Source organism: Reyranella sp. GW821-FHT12G01 (genome assembly GCF_058806575.1).
The window spans coordinates 205,063-222,533 of sequence record NZ_JBXAPV010000001.1 but is presented as its reverse complement, the minus strand read 5'-3'; the positions used below and the strand labels follow the sequence as shown (position 1 = coordinate 222,533).

9 protein-coding genes and 1 riboswitch are annotated in these 17,471 nt (G+C 66.3%); of the genes, 7 read left to right on the top strand and 2 right to left on the bottom strand.

Features of this window, described 5'->3' with window-relative positions; genetic code table 11:
* Window positions 1-3: 3 nt before the first annotated feature.
* Complete coding sequence (locus AC1RP5_RS01045) at window positions 4-1,875, bottom strand: extracellular solute-binding protein (RefSeq protein WP_493108706.1); 1,872 nt, start codon at window positions 1,873-1,875, stop codon at window positions 4-6.
* A gap of 213 nt (window positions 1,876-2,088) precedes the next feature.
* On the opposite strand from AC1RP5_RS01045, the gene AC1RP5_RS01040 reads away from it, so the two are divergent.
* Complete coding sequence (locus AC1RP5_RS01040) at window positions 2,089-3,015, top strand: glycine/sarcosine/betaine reductase selenoprotein B family protein (protein WP_493108705.1); 927 nt, start codon at window positions 2,089-2,091, stop codon at window positions 3,013-3,015.
* A 7-nt stretch (window positions 3,016-3,022) separates the two neighbouring features.
* A complete protein-coding gene (locus AC1RP5_RS01035; RefSeq protein WP_493108704.1) occupies window positions 3,023-4,216 on the top strand; it encodes a CaiB/BaiF CoA transferase family protein in 1,194 nt (397 codons plus the stop codon).
* A 118-nt stretch (window positions 4,217-4,334) separates the two neighbouring features.
* Here AC1RP5_RS01035 and AC1RP5_RS01030 read toward each other — a convergent pair whose 3' ends face one another.
* Complete coding sequence (locus AC1RP5_RS01030) at window positions 4,335-5,609, bottom strand: OprD family outer membrane porin (RefSeq protein ID WP_493108703.1); 1,275 nt, start codon at window positions 5,607-5,609, stop codon at window positions 4,335-4,337.
* A gap of 165 nt (window positions 5,610-5,774) precedes the next feature.
* Window positions 5,775-5,904: riboswitch (TPP riboswitch) on the top strand.
* A 49-nt stretch (window positions 5,905-5,953) separates the two neighbouring features.
* On the opposite strand from AC1RP5_RS01030, the gene thiC reads away from it, so the two are divergent.
* The 5 genes from thiC to AC1RP5_RS01005 all read left to right on the top strand — a co-directional run bounded on the left by thiC (window position 5,954) and on the right by AC1RP5_RS01005 (window position 17,396).
* Complete coding sequence (gene thiC / locus AC1RP5_RS01025) at window positions 5,954-7,771, top strand: phosphomethylpyrimidine synthase ThiC (RefSeq protein ID WP_493108702.1); 1,818 nt, start codon at window positions 5,954-5,956, stop codon at window positions 7,769-7,771.
* A gap of 159 nt (window positions 7,772-7,930) precedes the next feature.
* Entirely contained in the window at window positions 7,931-9,337 is a 1,407-nt protein-coding gene (locus AC1RP5_RS01020) for an MdtA/MuxA family multidrug efflux RND transporter periplasmic adaptor subunit (RefSeq protein ID WP_493108701.1), read from the top strand.
* A 12-nt stretch (window positions 9,338-9,349) separates the two neighbouring features.
* Window positions 9,350-12,559 (top strand): efflux RND transporter permease subunit, encoded by a 3,210-nt coding sequence (locus AC1RP5_RS01015; protein ID WP_493108700.1) that lies wholly within the window; start codon window positions 9,350-9,352, stop codon window positions 12,557-12,559.
* Window positions 12,556-15,879, top strand: a complete 3,324-nt coding sequence (locus AC1RP5_RS01010) for an efflux RND transporter permease subunit (RefSeq protein WP_493108699.1) — start codon at window positions 12,556-12,558, stop codon at window positions 15,877-15,879. The genes AC1RP5_RS01015 and AC1RP5_RS01010 overlap by 4 nt, the downstream gene beginning before the upstream one ends.
* The gene (locus tag AC1RP5_RS01005; RefSeq protein WP_493108698.1) at window positions 15,876-17,396 is read left to right on the top strand and encodes an efflux transporter outer membrane subunit; all 1,521 of its coding nucleotides are present in this window, start codon (window positions 15,876-15,878) and stop codon (window positions 17,394-17,396) included. The genes AC1RP5_RS01010 and AC1RP5_RS01005 overlap by 4 nt, the downstream gene beginning before the upstream one ends.
* The last annotated feature ends 75 nt before the right edge of the window (window positions 17,397-17,471 follow it).

The window sequence follows — 17,471 nt, the reverse complement described above, 5'->3', positions numbered from 1 at the left end:
CGCCTACTTCCTTTCACGCTGCAGGGCGCGGTCCTTGGCCTCGTCGATCCACCAGGTATCGAAGGCCACGGGCGCGTATTTCGCGCTCTTGGCCGGCCGGTCGAACCGGTTCCAGTAGGCGACGTAGGCGGTGTTGCTGTGCCAGTTGGGCACCACGAAGCTGCTCCACAGCAGCACGCGGTCGAGCGCGCGCGTCACGTTGATCAGGCTTTCGCGATCGGGCGCGCCAATCAGCGTGTCGACCAGCGAGTCGATGGCGGCGTCCTTGATGCCGAGCGTATTGCGGCTGCCCTTGCTGTCGGCTGCCTTCGAGCCCCAGAAGTCGCGCTGCTCGTTGCCCGGCGACAGCGACTGGCCGAAGCTGTCGACCATCATGTCGTAGTCGAAATCGTCCTCGCGGCGCTTGAACTGCGCGGTGTCGACCGTGCGCACGGTCATGTCGATGCCGATGCGCTCGAGGTTCTGCTTGTAGGGAAGGACGACGCGCTCGAAGCTGGCGTCGCCTAAAAGCATCTCGAAGGCGAGCTTCTTGCCCGTCTTCGTCTCGGTCATCTTGCCGTCCTTGATTTCCCAGCCGGCTTCCTTGAGCAGCGCCAGCGCCTTGCGCGCGAGATCGCGGACGTTGCCGGTGCCGTCGGTCTCGGGAAGGACGAACTCCTTGGTGAAGACTTCTTCCGGGATCTTGCCGCGCAGCGGTTCGAGGTACTTCAGCTCGGCAGGCGTGGGCAGGCCCGACGAGGCGAGCTCGGAGTTGCCGAAGAACGAGATGTTCCGCTTGTACATGCCGTAGAACAGGTTCTTGTTCGCCCAGGCGAAGTCGAACATCGTCGAGATCGCCTCGCGCACGCGCTTGTCCTTGAAGTAGTCGCGGCGTGTGTTGAAGGCGAAGCACTGCATGCCGGTGGGCAGCTCGTGCTTGATCTCGGCGCGCTGGATGCGGCCGTCGCGCACCGCCGGGATGTCGTAGGCAGTCGCCCAGTTACGCGCGATGTTCTCCTGCCGCATGTCGAGGTCGCCGGCCTTGAAGGCCTCGAACTGGACGGTGACGTCGCGGTAATACTCGTAGCGCAGCACCTCGAAATTGTTGCGCCCGCGGTTCATCCAGAGGTCCTTCGCCCACCAGTCGTCGACCCGGCGGTAGGCGATGGAGCGGCCGACATCGAAGGACTCGACCTTGTAGGGGCCGCTGCCGAGCGCGGGCTCGAGCGAGACCTTCTCGAAGTCGCGGCTGGCCCACCACTTGGACGGCAGGATCGGGAGCTGGCCGATGATCAGCGGCAGCTCCTTGTTGGTGTCGTCGCGGAAAGTGAACTTCACCTTGCGGTCGCCGATCTTCTCCGCCTTCAGCACGTCGGCGTAATAGAAGGCGTAGTTCGGCAGGCCCTTGGTCTTCAGGATGTCGAGGGAGAAGATCACGTCCTCGACCGTGATCGGACTGCCGTCGTGCCAGCGCGCCTGCGGCCGCAAGGTGAAGGCGGCCCACGACCGGTCCTCGGGCCATTCGATCGTCTCGGCGATCAGCCCGTACTCGGTCGAGGCCTCGTCGCGCGAATTCCAGCACAGCGTGTCCCAGAGCTGGCTGATGCCGGCCGCCGGGACGCTTTTGACGATGAACGGGTGCAGCGAATCGAAGGTGCCACGGGCGCCCAGCCGGACCGAGCCGCCCTTGGGGGCGCTCGGGTTCACATAGTCCGGCGGGCCGGAATCTGCCTTGTATTTGGGCTCGCCGTGCATGGCGAAGCCGTGGCTGACGTGAATCTGGGTCGCGGAGCCGGTCGTGGGGGCGGCTGCCGGGGTCTGCGCCCGCAGAATCGCCGGGGCGCCGACCCAAAGGGCCGCTCCGCCCGCCAATACGCTGCGCCGTTTGATCGCCATGCGATGCGCTCCCCAGCCTGCCTGATCTCGTTTCATATATAGCGCGATGGAGTTGGGCGGCACTATGGCCGGGGGGTTACATCGGGGTCAGCTTTCCCAACCTTTGGAACGGCCGCCGGTCCTCGGTGTCGCGCGCGACGAATGACATATCGTCATGCGAATACCGACGTCTGCTTGTTTGACTTCGCACGTTCCAGCGCTCAGTTTTCGACCATGGCCGACACGACAGATTTTGCGCCGGAATTCGACGCGCCGCTCGAATACATGCGCCGCACCCGCGAGTATTACCTCGCGCTGGGCTACGACAATCCCTACCGCTGGGCTCACTACACCGACGCGCCGTTCACGCCGCTCAAGAAGCCGCTGAAGGACAGCACGCTGGCGCTGATCTCGACCGCGGCGCCCTACCAGCCCGACAAGGGCGACCAGGGTCCGGGCGCGCTCTACAACGCGTCGGCCAAGTTCTATTCGGTCTATTCGGGCGACACCGCCCAGGACCACGACACCCGCATTTCCCACATCGGCTACGACCGCAAGCACACGACGGCGAAGGACAGCAACACCTGGTTCCCGCTGCCGCTGATGCGTGAGTTCGCCAATGAGGGGCGCTTCAAGCTGGCGCCGCGCTTCCACGGCGCGCCGACCAATCGCAGCCAGCGCGTCACGCTGGAGACCGATGCGCCGGAAATCCTCGCGCGCTGCCGCCAGGACCAGGTCGACGCCGCGCTCCTTGTCCCTACGTGACCCGTCTGTCACCAGACCGTGAGTCTGGTCGCACGATATCTCGAACGGAACGGCATCCCCACCGTGGTGATGGGGGCGGCGAAGGACATCGTCGAATGGACGGGCGTGCCCCGCTTCCTGTTCAGCGATTTCCCGCTCGGCAATTCCTGCGGCAAGCCGCATGAGCCCGACACCCAGCGCTTCACGCTGGATCTCGCCTTGAAGGTTCTGGAAAGCGCCATCGGCCCGCGCACGACGGTTCAGTCGCCGCTGCGCTGGACCGACGATGGGGACTGGAAGAACGATTACAACAATCTCGAGCGCATGCCGCCCGAAGAGGTCGCCAAGCGGCGCGCCGAATTCGACAAGGTGAAGCAGGTCGCGCTCAGCCAGCGCAAGCAGGCAGGCGTGGCGTAGGAGTGACATGAGCAAGCCGTTTGCGGGCGTAAAGGTCGTCGATTTCACGCGCGTGCTGGCGGGGCCCTACAGCTCCTATCAGCTCGCTTTGCTCGGCGCCGACGTGGTGAAGATCGAATCGCGCGAAGGCGACGACATGCGCTTCGGCACCCGGTCCAACGACTGGGAAAAGCGCGGCCTGGCGGCTCCCTGGGTCGCGGTGAACGGTAACAAGCGCTCGATCACGATGGATCTGAAGCAGCCCAAGGCGATCGAGGTCATCAAGCGCCTGGTCGAGAAGGCCGACGTCGTCGTCGAGAACTTCCGTCCGGGCGTGATGGACAAGCTCGGCATCGGCTACGAGGCACTGAAGAAGATCAATCCCAAGCTGATCTATTGCGCCGTATCGGGTTTCGGCCAGGTCGGACCCGACTCCAAGACCGCGGCCTTCGACGGCATGATCCAGGCGATGTCGGGCCTGATGTCGATCACCGGCTTCGAGAACAACGGCCCGACGCGCGTGGGCTTCGCCGGCGCCGACGTGATGTCGGGCGCAACGGCGGCGCTGGGCATCGCCTCGGCGCTGTACCAGCGCACGCATACCGGCAAGGGCCAGCTCGTCGACGTCGCCATGATCGACTCGGTGATGGGCTATCTCGCGCAGCAGTTCACCGAGCACATGATGACCGGCCGCGTCCATGGCCAGGCCGCCAACCTGTCGGTGACGCGCAAGCCCACGGGCAATCTCTTCAGGACCAAGGACGGCTGGATCGTGCTCGCCGTCATGACCGATCCGCAGTTCAAGCGCCTGATGAAGGTGCTGGGCCAGGAAGCGGCGCTGGACGATCCGCGCTTCGTCGACTGGGCGACGCGCATCGCCAACAACACCGCCCTGCACGAGATTGTCGAAGGGGCGATGAAGACCGAGGATTCCGGCACCTGGATCGAACGCTTCGCCAAGGCGGACGTGCCGGCCGGGCGGGTGCACAGCATTCCCGAGACCGCGCAGCTCGACCTGTTCAAGCATCGCACCGTGCTGCAGACCGTCGAGACCGAGCACGGCCCGATCAAGGTCGTGGGTTCGGGCTTCCGGTTGGAACATGGCGGCGGCTCGATCGACCGCCCGCCGGCGACGCTCGGTCAGCACACCGACGAGGTGCTGAAGGAAGCGGGCTATTCGCCGGCCGAGATCGCCGAGATGCGTGCGGGCCAGGTCGTCTGAGACCGCTGACTGTCATCCTGAGCGAAGCGAAGGATCTCACGCCAGCCACGCAGTCTGTTGGTCGCAAGGCTAGGTCCTTCGCTACGCTCAGGACGACAACAACGCGGCACGAGCGTCTTTACTGACGCAACCGCGGGCCCTTCCAGGTCAGCTCATAGTTCAATTGCACTCGATACTCCGTGAAGGAGGAGTTGAGCGTGCGGTTGCCCTGGAACTGATCCACGAAGGCGACCCGGTTGCGCAGGTTGAACGGCTTTAGCCAGTCCGGCGCGTCCGTGATCGCGTCGCCGCGGACCGCGAGTTCGAGATCGTATTCCCAGTTGGTCGAGATGCCGGCGCCGGTCGCGGGATTGACCGCGTTGCCGCCATAGGTCGCCGTCGCAAGGAAGATGAAGCCGGGCAGACCCACGCCCTTGAAGTCGTAGCTGGCGCCCGCGGTCACGGCCATCTCGCCGGCGCGGTTGAAGTCAAGCGACTGCATCTTGTTGTAGCCGATGAAGATGCCGTAGGGCGCCCGCCAGTTCGCGGCCGAGCCGATCTGCGTATAGGACACGCGGAAGGCCATCGGCCCCCAGAAGGCATCGGCGCGGAAGCCACCCCAGAAGGTGCTGAAGGGCTGGCCGGTGAGAAGGTTCATCCCGTTGCTGCCCTGCACGGCGAACTGCGCGGCGAGCTGGACGCGCAGATCCTCGTTCACGCGGATCGTGCCGCCGACATCGGCGTAGCTCGACCACAATATGTCAGGGACGTAGTAGGTCGAGGCGCGCGCCTGCAGCTTGTCCATGCTGCCGTACTTCACGCTGAACAGGCCCATGCCCTTGTTGTCGTTCGGCGTGCCGGCCGCTTCGCCCATGTTGATGAAGGCGGAATAGTCGCGCGGCTTCATCGCCGCGACATAGCCCGCGAAGTAGTTCACCGGACCGAGGATGCCGCGCAGCGCATAGGCCTCGAAGGTCTGCGGCAGTTCGCGGTCGTCGCGCGGGTTCACCTCCAGCTCGTCGATATATTGCCGGAAGACGGTGACGGTCTGCTTCTGCCAGCGCGCCGAGGCATAGGCCTGGCCCAGGGTGAAGAAGCCGTAGCCGCCTGGCTTCAGCAGCGACGTGCCATTCGAGGTGGTCTCGTTGCCCTGCGGGGCCCACAGCGGCTGGGTCGTGTAGCCCACCGCGCCGAGCTGCAGCGTGTCGTAGAACCAGCCGGTCTGCAGGCCAATCCAGCCGCCCGCCACCGCGGCCGCCAGATCGGGCGGCGTCTGGTTGTGCCGGTCGAACAGGTAGCTGCGGAAATGCAGTACGGCTGTTGCTTCGTCGTACAGGAACCGCTGCAGCTCCGACTTGAGGCCGTCAGGAGGGCCATCGGGAGCCGGCGTTTGCGCACGCACTGTCACGGGCATCGATAAAGCGAGCAAGGCCAACAGGATACGCACTGGCGCTCGCAACATCGGATGCTCCCCACTCCCCGAGAGCGACGCTTAGAGGGGGCCGGTTAAAGAATTGCGCAAAGCGCACGACAATTTGCGAACGCGCGCTTGTGATCGAAATTTCGACGATCTAGGTTCGTCCCGTCCAAGGGGGGTCCCGCAAGGGGCTGAGATACCGATGGTCGCCAGTCCCGACTGGCGTCGGCGCGGTGACCCTTTGAACCTGATCCGGGTCATGCCGGCGAAGGGAATGGATACATCCTTTGCACGACAAAACACCGGATCTCCGTACGCCAACCAGCCACGGGAGATCCATCATGGACACCATCGTCACCGCTACAGCCCCGACCGTAACGACCGGGCCGCTGCCCTCATCCCGCAAGGTCTACGCGACGCCCGAGGCGGCGCCCGACCTGCGCGTTCCCCTGCGTGAGATCGAACTGTCGTCGCCGCTGGAACCGCCGGTGCGTGTCTACGACACGACCGGCCCCTACACCGACACCGACGTCGCGATCGACGTGCGCAAGGGCCTCGCCCAGACACGACGCGCCTGGGTGCTTGAGCGCGGCGGCGTCGAGGAATATACCGGCCGCGCCATCCAGCCGATCGACAACGGCAACGTGAAGGAATCGGTGCTGCGGCCGTTTCTTCATACGCCGAAGCCGCTGCGCGGCCTCGACGGCAAGCCGATCACCCAGTTCGAATGGGCGCGCGCGGGCGTCATCACCAAGGAGATGATCTACGTCGCGGCGCGCGAGAACCTCGGCCGCAAGACGATGCTCGACGAGGCGGAAGCGCGCCTGGCCGACGGCGAGAGCTTCGGTGCCGCTCTTCCGGCGTTCATCACGCCGGAGTTCGTGCGCCAGGAGATCGCCTCCGGCCGCGCCATCATCCCGGCGAACATCAACCACACGGAACTGGAGCCGATGATCATCGGCCGGAACTTCCTGGTGAAGATCAACGCCAACATCGGCAACTCCGCCGTTTCCTCCTCGATGGAGGAAGAGGTCGAGAAGATGGTGTGGTCGATCCGCTGGGGCGCCGACACCGTCATGGATCTGTCGACGGGCCGTAACATCCACGACACCCGCGAATGGATCGTGCGCAATTCGCCGGTGCCGATCGGCACGGTGCCGATCTACCAGGCACTGGAGAAGGTCGGCGGCGATCCGACCAAGCTGTCGTGGGAGGTCTTCCGCGACACCTTGATCGAGCAGGCCGAGCAGGGGGTCGATTACTTCACCATCCATGCCGGCGTGCGCCTGGCGCATGTGCCGCTCACGGCCAGCCGGGTCACCGGCATCGTGAGCCGCGGCGGCTCGATGATGGCGCAGTGGTGCCTCACCGAGCATCGCGAAAGCTTCCTCTACGAGCATTTCGGCGACATCTGCGACATCATGCGCAAGTACGACGTCTCGTTCTCGCTAGGCGACGGTCTGCGGCCGGGCTGCAACGCCGACGCCAACGACGCCGCGCAGTTCGCCGAGCTGGAGACGCTGGGTGAACTGACCAAGATCGCGTGGGACAAGGGCTGCCAGGTCATGATCGAGGGGCCGGGCCATGTGCCGATGCACAAGATCAAGGCCAACATGGACAAGCAGCTGCGCGAATGCGGCGAGGCGCCGTTCTATACGCTCGGGCCGCTCGTGACCGACATCGCGCCGGGCTACGACCACATCACCTCGGGCATCGGCGCCGCCATGATCGGCTGGTTCGGCACGGCGATGCTTTGTTATGTCACGCCCAAGGAGCATCTCGGCCTGCCGGATCGAGATGATGTGAAGGTTGGCGTCATCACCTACAAGATCGCGGCCCATGCCGCCGATCTGGCGAAGGGCCATCCGGCCGCCCGCCTGCGCGACGATGCGCTCTCGAAGGCGCGCTTCGACTTCCGCTGGCGCGACCAGTTCAACCTCTCGCTCGACCCGGCCACGGCCGAGAAGTTCCACGACGAGACGATGCCCAAGGAGGCCCACAAGACCGCGCATTTCTGCTCGATGTGTGGTCCGAAGTTCTGCTCCATGCGCATCACCCAGGACATCAGGGACTATGCGAAGAAGGGCATGGACGAGATGAGCGCCAAGTTCCGGGCGGGCGGCGGCAGCCTCTATGTCGAGGGCAAAGCCGCCGACTGAGCGAATTTGTCTGGCGTCCGAGGGGTCTTTTTGGCCTCTCGGACGTTGTGACCCCTGTTCGGGTGGCGGCCGCCTTGCGTCTGCCATTTCCGTGGGGGAGACTCCGCGGGTTCAGCGCGTATGTTGTTACGAGCTGTCTTTTTGGGGTGAATTGGACATATGACGCGGCTGCGAACCCTCCTCGGGATCGGTTTCGGGCTGGCCATTGTGGCTGGAGCGGGCTGGTACATTTCGCAGTCCAGTACTGCACCCCCCGCCCGCCAGGGCGGTGGCCGGTTTGCCGGCGGCGCCGCGGTCCCCGTGGGTATCGCCACGGCCGCCAAGGGCGACATTCCGATCGTGCTGCGGGCGCTGGGCACGGTGACGCCGCTCCAGACCGTCAACGTGAAGACCCAGATCACCGGTCAGCTTGTCGACGTCTATTTCAAGGAAGGCCAGATGGTGAAGCAGGGTGACCTGCTGGCGCTGGTCGATTCCCGTCCCTACGACGTTGCCCTGCAGCAGGTGCTCGGCCAGCAGCAGCGCGACGAGGCTCTGCTCAAGAACGCCCAGGCGGACCTCGAACGTTATCGCAAGCTCGTCCAGCAGGATTCGATCGCCCGGCAGCAATACGACACGCAGGTGTCGCTGGTGCGCCAGTACGAGGCGGCGCTGGTGATCGACCAGGCGCAGGTCGATGCGGCCAAGCTCAACGTCACCTACACCCGGATCGTCGCGCCGCTGACCGGCAAGATCGGCCTGCGCATGGTCGACAAGGGCAACTACGTCACGATGGGCGATTCGAGCGGCATCTGCGTCATCATCCAGGTGCAGCCGATCTCGGTCCTGTTCACGATCCCCGAAGATTCCCTGCCGCTGGTCCGCAAGCGCCTGAAGACCGGCGAAAACATGGAAGTGCGCGCCCTCGACCGCTCGCAGAAGGTCGAGCTGGGCGTCGGCCGTCTCGACACCACCGACAACGTGATCGACATCACGACCGGCACCGTGAAGCTGCGCGCGATCTTCGCCAACGAAGACGAATCGCTCTTCCCCAACCAGTTCGTGAACATCCGCCTGCTGGCCGACACGGTGAAGGACGCGGTCGTCGTGCCCGTCGCCGCCATCCAGCGCGGCCAGCCCGGCACCTTCGTCTACCTCGCCAAGGCCGACGATTCGGTCGAGATCCGCGTCGTCGAGCTCGGCGCGACCGACGGCGAGAAGGTGGCGATCCTCAAGGGCCTGCAGGTCGGCGACCAGGTCGTGATCGACGGTGTCGATCGCCTGCGCGATGGCGCCAAGATCCGCAAGCCGAACGCCACGCCGGCAGCACCCGCAGGCCGGCCGGTCGCGAATGCGCCGCCGGATGGTCCCCGTCCTGAAGGCGCCCGTCCTGACGGCCAGCGGCCCAATGGCCAGCCCGGGGCCACCCCCAATGGCGGCCAGCGCAGCAACGCCGCGCCCGACGGCCAGACCCACAATGGATCGCCCGATGGGCAGCGCCGGCGGCAGCAGGCCAATGGCGGGGCCGGGGCCGGCGGTCCTCCCGGAGGCGGCGCGGCCCAGCCGCCCGCACAGACCAACCAGTAGCCGGACCGCGACATGAATCCGTCGCGGATCTTCATCGAACGGCCGGTTGCAACCTCGCTCCTGATGGTTGCGATCATGCTGGTCGGCATCATCGCGTATCGCTTCCTGCCGTTGTCGGCGCTGCCACAGGTCGACTATCCGACCATCCGCGTGCTGACCCTCTATCCGGGCGCCAGTCCGGAGGTGATGACGACGTCGGTCACGGCGCCGCTGGAACGCCAGTTCGGCCAGATGCCGGGCCTCAACCAGATGACGTCGACCAGCTCGGCCGGCGCCTCGTCGATCACCCTGCAGTTCGACCTCAAGCTCGGCATCGACATCGCCGAGCAGCAGGTCCAGGCCGCCATCAACGCCGCCGGCAATCTCTTGCCCGGCGATCTGCCGGCGCCACCCACTTACGCCAAGTTCAATCCGGCCGACGCGCCGGTGCTGACCTTGGCCGTCACTTCGAAGACCGAGCCGCTCACCAAGGTCCACGATCTGGTCGACACGCGCCTCGCGCAGAAGATCTCGCAGCTTCCGGGCGTCGGCCTGGTCAATCTCGAAGGTGGCCAGAAGCCCGGCGTGCGCATCCGCGCCAATCCGACGGCGCTGGCGGCTTACGGCCTCAACATCGACGATCTGCGCACCACCATCTCCAACGCCAACGTCAACACACCCAAGGGCAATTTCGACGGGCCGGCGCGCGCGCTCACCATCAACGCCAACGACCAGATCACCGACCCCGACACGTTCCGCGACATCGTCGTGGCCTATCGCAACGGCGCCCCGGTGCGCGTCCGCGACGTGGCCTCGGTCGAGGAGGGGCAGGAGAACAACCGGATCGCGGCCTGGGTGAACAATACCCAGGCGGTGATCGTGAACGTCCAGCGCCAGCCTGGCGCCAACGTCATCGAGGTGGTGGATCGCATCAAGGCGCTGCTGCCGACCCTGCGCGAGACCCTGCCGAACTCGCTGGACGTGGCGGTCCTCACCGACCGCACCATCACCATCCGCGCGTCGGTGCACGACGTGCAGATCGAGCTGAGCTTCGCGGTCGTTCTGGTCGTCGCGGTGATCTTCGCCTTCCTGGGCGATGCGCGCGCGACGGTCATTCCCAGCCTGTCGGTGCCGCTGTCGCTGATCGGCACTTTGGCGATCATGTATCTGGCCGATTTCAGCCTGAACAACCTGTCGATCATGGCGCTCACCATCGCCACCGGCTTCGTGGTCGACGACGCCATCGTGATGATCGAGAACATCGCGCGCTACATCGAGCGCGGCGAGGATCCGAAGGAAGCCGCCCTCAAGGGCTCCAAGCAGATCGCCTTCACGGTCGTGTCGCTCACCGTCTCGCTGATCGCCGTGCTGATTCCGCTGCTGTTCATGAGCGACGTGGTCGGCCGCCTGTTCAGCGAATTCGCCGTCACGCTGTCGGTCACCATCCTGATCTCGGCCGTGGTGTCGCTCACCCTGGTGCCGATGCTGTGCGCGCAGTTCCTGCGCCAGCGTCCGCACGCCGCCGGCGAGACGCCGGCCACGGCCGCGGTCGATCCGGAGGCCAGCCCCGGCATGGTCGCGCGCGAGGCCGCGAAGGTCCATCCGCCCGAGGCCGAGGCGATGGGGGCCGGCTGGTTCGGCCGCATGATCCAGTTCTACGACCGCTGCCTGATCGTGGTGTTCCGGCACCAGGCGCTGACCCTGCTGGTCGCGATCGGCACCGTGGTGCTGACGGCGTTTCTCTATATCGTCATTCCCAAGGGCTTCTTCCCGGTTCAGGACACCGGCCTGATCCAGGCGGTGACCGAGGGGCCGCAGAGCGTTTCCTTCGACTCCATGAGCCAGCGCCAGCGCGCGCTCGCCGAGGCGATCCTGAAGGATCCCGACGTCGAGAGCCTGACCTCTTTCGTTGGCGTCGACGGCACCAACCCGACGCTGAACTCGGGCCGCATGCTGATCAACCTGAAGCCGCGCAGCGAGCGTTCGCTGTCGGCAGCGCAGATCATCCGCCGGCTGCAGCGCGAGACCTCGGGCGTGCAGGGCATCTCGCTCTACATGCAGCCGTCGCAGGATCTCACGATCGATTCGACGGTGAGCCGCACGCAGTACCAGTTCGTGCTGGAATCGGCCAACGCGTCGGAGTTCGACGCCTGGGTGCCGCGCCTGATGGACAAGCTCGAGAAGCTGCCGGAACTCGTCGACACGACGAGCGACCTGCAGAACAAGGGCCTGTCGATGTTCATCAAGATCGACCGGGACGCCGCGGCGCGCTTCGGCATCACCGCCGCCACCGTAGATAACGTGCTCTACGATGTGTTCGGCCAGCGCATCGTCTCGACCGTCTACACGCAGTCCAACCAGTATCGCGTGATCTACGAGGTCGAGCCGCAGATGGCGCGCTCGATCTCCTCGCTGAACGACCTTTATCTGCCGAGCTCGACCGGCGGCAAGCAGGTGCCCTTGTCGGCCATTGCCAGCTTCGAGGAGCGCACCGCGCCGCTGCGCCTCGACCGGTTCGGCCAGTTCCCGGCGACGACCATCTCCTTCAACCTGGCGCAGGGCTATGCGCTCGGCCAGGCGGTCGACGCCATCGTCGCGGCGCAGCGCGAGATCGGCATGCCGAAGTCGATCACGACCCACTTCCAGGGCGCCGCACTTGCCTTCCAGAAGTCGCTCGACAGCCAGCTCCTGCTGATCCTGGCCGCCATCGTCACCGTCTACATCGTGCTGGGCGTGCTCTACGAGAGCTACATCCATCCGATCACGATCCTGTCGACCCTGCCGTCGGCCGGCATCGGCGCGCTGCTGGCCCTGATGCTCGCGGGCACCGACCTCAGCATCGTGGCCATCATCGGCATCGTGCTGCTGATCGGCATCGTGAAGAAGAACGCGATCATGATGATCGACTTCGCGCTCGACGCCGAACGCAACGAAGGCAAGGCGCCGCAAGAGGCCATCCACCAGGCCTGCCTGCTGCGCTTCCGGCCGATCCTGATGACCACGGTCGCCGCGCTGGTCGGCGCGCTGCCGCTGATGCTGGGTTCCGGCACCGGCTCGGAGCTGCGCCAGCCGCTCGGCCTCACCATCGTCGGCGGCCTGATCGTCAGCCAGATGCTGACCTTGTTCACCACGCCGGTGATCTATCTCGCCTTCGATCGCCTGGGCCGCCGGATTCGCGGCGTGCCGATTGACACGCCGCTGCATCCGGTGGGCACCGAAGTGAAGGAGGGCGGCGCCTCGTGAACCTGTCGGCGCCCTTCATCGCGCGCCCCGTCGCCACGACGCTGCTCACCATCGGGCTGGCGCTGGCCGGCCTGATCGCGTTCTTCGGCCTGCCGGTCTCGCCGCTGCCCAAGATCGACTTCCCGACGATCCAGGTGACGGCGACCCTGCCGGGCGCCTCGCCGGAAACGGTGGCGACCAGCGTGACGACGCCGCTCGAGCGACGGCTGGGCGCGATCGCCGGTGTCACCGAGATCACCTCGTCCAGCACCGTCGGCAATTCGCGCATCACCTTGCAGTTCGACCTGTCGCGCGACATCGATGGCGCCGCGCGCGACGTGCAGGCCGCGATCAGCGCCGCTCGCGCCGACATGCCGGCCGACCTGCGCAGCAATCCGCAGTACCGCAAGATCAACCCGGCCGACGCGCCGGTGATGGTGATCGCGCTCACCTCGAACACGATCGGCCAGGGCCGCCTGTTCGACGCCGGCTCCAACATCCTCCAGCAGAAGCTCAGCCAGGTGAGCGGCGTGGGGCAGGTGCAGCTGGGCGGCAGCTCGCTGCCCGCGGTCCGCGTCGAGCTCAATCCGACGGCGCTCAACAAGTACGGCATCGGCATGGAGAGCGTGCGCGCCGCCCTCGCGGCCGCCAACGCCAACTCGCCCAAGGGCGCGATCGAGGTCGGAAACCAGCGCTACCAGCTCTATTCCAACGACCAGGCGACCGTCGCCGACGAATACCGCTCGCTGATCATCGCCTGGCGCAACGGCGCGCCGGTGCGGCTGTCGGACGTGGCCGAGGTGCTGGATTCGACCGAGAACATCCGCAACGAAGGCCAAGCCAACGGCAAGCGCTCGGTGCTGGTGATCATCTACAAGCAGCCGAACGCGAACATCATCGAGACGGTCGACGAGATCAAGGCGCTGCTGCCCGAGCTGCAGGCCTCGATGCCCAACGACGTCGAGCTGCAGGTGGTGAGCGACCGCACCACGACGATCCGTGCCGCCCTGAAGGAAGTCGAATCGGCGCTGGCCATCGGCGTGCTGCTGGTCGTGCTGGTGACCTTCGCCTTCCTGCGCTCGTTCCGCGCCGGTTTCATCGCCGCCGTCACCGTGCCGGTGTCGCTGGTCGCCACCTTCGGCGGCATGTACCTGCTGGGTTACAGCCTGAATAACCTGTCGCTGATGGCGATGACCATCGCGGCGGGTTTCGTGGTCGACGACGCGATCATCGTGCTGGAGAACGTGACCCGCCATCTCGAGGCCGGCATGTCGCGCATCGATGCCGCGCTCAAGGGCGCGCGCGAAGTCGGCTTCACCGTCGTGTCGATGAGCGTGTCGCTGATCGCCGTCTTCATCCCGATCCTGCTGATGGGCGGCATCGTCGGCCGCCTGTTCCGCGAATTCGCGGTCACGCTCTCGGTCGCCATCCTGATCTCGATGGTCGTGTCGCTCACGACCACGCCGATGATGTGCGCCTACGTGCTGCGGCCGCCGAACGAGCATCGCAAGCCCAACATCTTTGCCCGCATCAGCGAGCGCGCCCTGGGCGGCCTGCAATGGGCCTACGGCCGCAGCCTCGGGCTGGTGCTGCGCTATCCGCTGATCACCATGTTCGTCTTCCTGGCGACGGTGATCCTCAACATCCATCTCTACGTCACGATCCCCAAGGGCTTCTTCCCGCAGCAGGACACCGGCCGGCTGATGGGCGGCATCCGCGCCGACCAGAGCATTTCGTTCCAGGCGATGCGCCGGAAGTTCCGCCAGTTCGTCGAGATCGTGCGCTCCGACCCCGCCATCGAGAGCGTCGCGGGCTTCACCGGCGGCGGCCAGACCAATTCGGGCTTCATCTTCGCCACCCTGAAGCCGCTGAGCGAACGCGACGTCACCGCCGACCAGGTGATCGCGCGGCTGCGGCCCAAGCTCAACCAGGTGGCCGGCGCCATGCTGTTCATGCAGTCGGTGCAGGACATCCGCGTCGGCGGCCGCCAGGGCAATTCGCAATACCAGTTCACCCTGCAGGCCGATTCGCTGCCCGATCTCTACACCTGGGGGCCGAAGCTGCTGCAGGCGCTGCAGGCCGATTCGTCGGTGATCACCGACGTCGATTCCGACCAGCAGCAGCGCGGCCTCCAGCTCGACCTCACCATCGACCGCGACGCCGCGAGCCGGCTCGGCATCTCCACGCGCAGCATTTCGGCCACGCTCTACGACGCGTTCGGCCAGCGCCAGGTCTCGACCATCTACAACGCGCTGAACCAGTATCACGTGGTCATGGAGGTCGCGCCGCAATGGTGGGAGAACCCTGAGTCGCTGAAGGAGATCTATGTCAGCACCTCGGGCGGCGCGCTGAGCGGCACCCAGTCGACCGGCGGCATCGCCTCGACGACCAGCACTTCCACCTCGACGGGCGCGGTGAGCACGGGCGCCGCCTCGCTGACGATCGATCCCGCCCAGGCCGTGCGCAACCTGCGCACCAACCAGATCGCGGTCAGCGGTAAGGGGTCGGCCTCGACAGGTGCTGCGATCAGCACGACGCCGGACACCCTGGTGCCGCTGTCGGCGGTCACGCGCTGGAACTACGGCACGACGCCGCTCGCCGTGAACCACCAGAGCATGTTCGTGGCCAGCACCATCTCGTTCAACCTGGCGCCCGGCAAGACGCTGAGCGACGCCGTGCAGTACGTGAACGAAACGATGCGCGAGATCGGCGTGCCCACGACCCTGCACGGCTCCTTCCAGGGCACCGCGCGCGCCTTCCAGCAGTCGCTGGGCAACCAGCTCCTGCTGGTGCTGGCGGCGCTGGCGGCCGTCTACATCGTGCTGGGCATCCTCTACGAGAGCTACATCCATCCCATCACGATCCTGTCGACCTTGCCGTCGGCCGGCATCGGCGCGCTGCTGGCGCTGCAATTCTCCGGCGTGGAGTTCAGCATCATCGCCATGATCGGCGTGCTGCTGCTGATCGGCATCGTGAAGAAGAACGCCATCATGATGATCGACGTGGCGCTGGAGCGCGAACGCGCCGAGCGGCTCGAACCCGCGGTGGCGATTCATCAGGCGGCGCTGCTGCGCTTCCGGCCCATCCTCATGACGACCATGGCGGCCATTCTCGGCGCCCTGCCGCTGGCGTTGGGCTATGGCGACGGCGCGGAGTTGCGTCGACCTCTCGGCATCTCGATTATCGGCGGCCTTATCGTGAGTCAGATCCTGACCCTGTACACCACACCCGTGATCTACCTGTATCTCGACCGTTTCCGCAGTCGCGAGCGCGACCGTCCGAGCCGCGTCGCCCGTGCCATGGGCAGCGCCGGACCGGACAGCGCCGGAGCGCCGGCATGAAGCGCATCGCAGCGCTCGTCCCGCTGATGCTCGTCTCCGGTTGCCTCGTCGGGCCGGACTACGAGCGCGCGCCGCCGGCCAGCCCGGTCGCGCCGCAATACAAGGAAGCCGAGCTGCCGCCCGGCGCGTCCTCTCTGTTCCGTCCGGCGCAGCCCAGCGACGGCGCGGATCGCGGCACCTGGTGGCGGGTCTACGGCGATCCGACGCTCGACAGCCTCGCGTCGCAGATCGACGTCTCCAACCAGAACCTCAAGATATTCGAGGCCAACTATCGCCGGTCCCGCGCGATCATCCGGCAGGACCAGTCGGCGCTCTATCCCAGCATTTCCGGCACCGGCTCGGCACAGCAGACCGGCACGGGCGGCCTGCGTGGCACCAGCACCGGCAGCACGACGACGACGCGCTTCGATTCGACGGTGGGCCAGTATTCGACCGGCTTCACCCTCAACTGGGAAATCGACCTGTGGGGCACGCTCCGCCGCCAGGTCGAGAGCGATTCGGCGACGGCGCAGGCCAGCGATGCCGATCTCGCCAACGCCCGCCTGTCGGCGCAGACCGATCTGGTCATCAACTACGTCTCGCTGCGCATCTCCGACGATCGCAAGCGTCTCTACGAGGCCACGGTCGCGGCCTATCTGCGCTCGATGCAGATCGCGCAGAACCAGGTCGATGCCGGCATCGTCTCGCGGGTTGATCTCGCGCAGGCCCAGACGCAGTACGAGCAGACGCGCGCGCAGCTCGTGAACGAGGCCATCAACCGCGCGCTGCTCGAGCATGCGATCGCGCTGCTGGTCGGCAAGGCGCCGTCGGAAGTGGGCATCGAGCCCGCGCCGACGCGGCTCACCGTGCCGACGGTCGATTCCGGCGTGCCCTCCACGTTGCTGGAACGGCGGCCCGATATTTCCGCGGCCGAGCGCCAGATGGCGGCGGCCAATGCGCAGATCGGCGTCGCCAAGGGCGCCTTCTATCCGCAGATCTCGTTGGGCGCGACCATCAGCTTCCTGAGCGGGGGCCTGGGCTCCCTGCTGCAACTGGGCACCGCCGCCTGGTCGGTGGGGCCGCAGATCGCCGGCACCCTGGTCGACGGCGGCGCGATGGCCGCGCAGGTGCAGGGCGCGCGTGCCAGCTACGACGCCACCGTCGCGACTTATCGCCAGACCATCCTGACGGCGTTCCAGCAGGTCGAGGACGCGCTGGCGCAGCAACGCATCCTCGTGGCGCAGGAACAGGTGCAACGCGCCGCCGTCGCCGCGGCGCGCGAGGCCGAGCGGCTGTCGCTCAACCAGTATCGCGTCGGCACTGTGCCCTACACGACCGTCGTGCAGACGCAGGCCTCGGCGCTCTCCGCCGAGCAGGCGCTGCTCACCATCCGCCTCAACCGGCTCACCGCCAGCGCCAACCTGGTGAAGGCGCTGGGCGGCGGCTGGCGTCAGGAAGACCTGCCGCCGCCGGTGCCGATCGGTGGTCTCAAGCAGGCCAATCCGGCGCCGCCGGCGTTCCCGCCGCCCGGACGATAAGCGGCCTTCAGCTCACCCCTTCGGGGACTCGACAAGACACGGAGAGAAGGATTTTCTTCTCCCGTCGCGGCCCGC

What these genes read in the sequence shown, in the direction of transcription:
- AC1RP5_RS01035 (WP_493108704.1), top strand. Translation starts at nt 3,023, where the DNA reads ATGAGCAAGCCGTTTGCGGGCGTAAAGGTCGTCGATTTCACGCGCGTG.
- AC1RP5_RS01020 (WP_493108701.1), top strand. Translation starts at nt 7,931, where the DNA reads ATGACGCGGCTGCGAACCCTCCTCGGGATCGGTTTCGGGCTGGCCATT.
- AC1RP5_RS01015 (WP_493108700.1), top strand. Translation starts at nt 9,350, where the DNA reads ATGAATCCGTCGCGGATCTTCATCGAACGGCCGGTTGCAACCTCGCTC.
- AC1RP5_RS01005 (WP_493108698.1), top strand. Translation starts at nt 15,876, where the DNA reads ATGAAGCGCATCGCAGCGCTCGTCCCGCTGATGCTCGTCTCCGGTTGC.
- AC1RP5_RS01045 (WP_493108706.1), bottom strand. Translation starts at nt 1,875, where the DNA reads ATGGCGATCAAACGGCGCAGCGTATTGGCGGGCGGAGCGGCCCTTTGG.
- AC1RP5_RS01030 (WP_493108703.1), bottom strand. Translation starts at nt 5,609, where the DNA reads ATGCCCGTGACAGTGCGTGCGCAAACGCCGGCTCCCGATGGCCCTCCT.
- thiC (WP_493108702.1), top strand. Translation starts at nt 5,954, where the DNA reads ATGGACACCATCGTCACCGCTACAGCCCCGACCGTAACGACCGGGCCG.